General features: G+C 73.1%; 1 protein-coding gene. It reads right to left on the reverse strand.

Annotated elements, in window-relative coordinates; translation table 11 throughout:
- Positions 1-68: 68 nt before the first annotated feature.
- Positions 69-1,880 carry a choline/carnitine O-acyltransferase gene (locus tag QH283_RS24130; RefSeq protein ID WP_280505225.1) on the reverse strand — a complete coding sequence of 604 codons (1,812 nt, stop codon included), beginning with the start codon at positions 1,878-1,880 and terminating at the stop codon, positions 69-71.
- Between the last annotated feature and the right edge of the window lie 145 nt (positions 1,881-2,025).

Raw genomic sequence — 2,025 nt, forward strand, 5'->3', positions numbered from 1 at the left:
CCCCCCGGCCCCGCCCGCGCCCCCCCCGGCCGCCCGGGGGGCGGGGAGACCGTCTCAGCGGTGGCGGTTCACTCCCCCGGCGCCAGCAGCGCCGCCAGTTCGGCCACCGCGATCCGCAGCTGCTCGGCGAAGGCGTGCATCTGGTCGGCGACCGTGGTCGGGGTGGCCAGGTACAGGTTCCAGCGATCCGGCAGCAGCACGTAGGCGATGCCGATGCAGCGCGAGCTGGTGGAACCGAAACCGAAGTACTCGATGTTCACCGAGGGCGCGGAGCTGGTGCTCAGGTAGTCGTCACGCATGATCGTCCAGCCCGGGCGGTCGTCGAGCGCGATGGGCTCGGTGACGCCGAGCTCGGCGCCGCGGCGCCGCTGGATCCACTGCAGCTCCCACAGATGCTGCTCGGGCGCGTCGCCGGCCTGGCACTGCTGGGCGCGGGCCACGTGCTTGTCGGCGGCGGTGCGGGCCGCCGCCAGCCTGGCCGCGTGGTCGGCGGCCGGGTCGAGCATGGCGTCGACGAAGGCGATCATCTCCGGGGTGACCACGCGCATGGCCTCGGTGCGGCCGTTGCGGTACTGCCTGGTCGCGATGGATTCATAGGTTGCCCCGGTCACACCCTTGCTGCGCCGGTGCGCCAGCTGGTAGGCCAGCTGGGCGAAGGCGTCGGGAGAGATCTTCAGCCGCTTGGCCGCGGCCGTGCCGAAGTCGGGGAAGCTGACCGTGGTGGTCGCGTTGGCGGCGGCGTAGTCGGCGAAGTCCTTGCCCGCGGCCTTGATGCGCTGGCGCAGCTCGGCGTCGAGCACGAACTCCACGCGCTCGATCTCGGGCGTGCCCTGCGAGCGCGCCCCCGCCGACTCGGCGTGGTCGGCGGCGGTCCGTTCGAGCAGTGTGTCGACGAAGGACAGGATCGTGGTGCCGTCCAGGCCGCAGTGCTCGACGTTGATGCCCGCGCTGCCGTCGGCGAAGACGATGAACGAGATCGACTTGTCGAAGTAGCGGTTGGCGCTGTCGCCGTGCAGCAACTGGTCGCAGGCGTGCAGGGTGTCGCGGGGCGCGAAGTCTTCCAGGCACACGCAGAACAGCGCGGTCTCGATGGTGTCGAGCGCGGCCACGTTCGCGGGCTCGGCGCGCAGCAGCTCGCGGTCGGCGGCCCATTCGGCACGGGCCTTGGTGGTCAGGTGGCCCACGCTGGTGTCGGGCTCGGCGGGCCGCGCGCCGGCCTCCAGCACCGCGCGCTGCCCCGCGGCCAGCTCGTCGAGGGTGTGGGGGACGCCCTCGGCGCCGATGACGTCGAGCCGGAACACGTGCCCGTGGTGGAAGACCGCGATGTGGCGCTCCCGCGAGGGGCCGGGCCAGGCGTCGGTGTAGGGCACGCGCACGGTGTCCTGCTCGGCGCCGGGGATGCGGGTCTCGGAGAACAGGTACTTGTTCTGCCACATCGACAGCCGCTTGCCGCGCTGGGTGGCGGGCGGGATCTCCTCGCGGTCCAGCGCCAGCTTGTAGTCCACCGCCGCCAGGGTGAGGGCGGCCGCGCGCGAGATCTGGTCGGGCGGGGTCGAGGCGGCCAGGGTGGTGTCGTCGCGGAAGAGGAAGAAGAAGTTGGCGTTCAACGCGATCCGGTCCCGCCTGCCCAGGTAGCGCGAGGGCCAGAACTGGTCGAGCCAGCTGCCGACGCCGGGGGTGGCGTCGTACTCGGCCAGCGCCGCGTGCAGGACGGGGCCCGGCCCGTCGAGCAGCTCGCGCACCGCCGTCTCGGTGGCGGCCAGTTCGTCGGCGGTCAGCAGCGGCGAGCACCACTCGAGGAAGCGCTCGGCGCTGGCCTCGAGGGTGGGCAGCGGTACGCGGGGCAGCTCGTCTTCGGCGGCGAAAGTGCGTTCGGTCAACTCGAGTCCTCGTCTCGGGAGGTGCGCCGGCCGCGGCGGGCGGCGCGCCCCCCCCCGGGGAGCCGGTCGCCGGGGACGACGTGGCGAGCCTGGCCAAGCGGTTCGAGCGCGACGCGCTGCCGCTGGTCGACCAGCTCTACGGCGC

It is taken from the genome of Nocardia farcinica (genome assembly GCF_029867845.1).
Classification (GTDB): domain Bacteria; phylum Actinomycetota; class Actinomycetes; order Mycobacteriales; family Mycobacteriaceae; genus Nocardia; species Nocardia farcinica_A.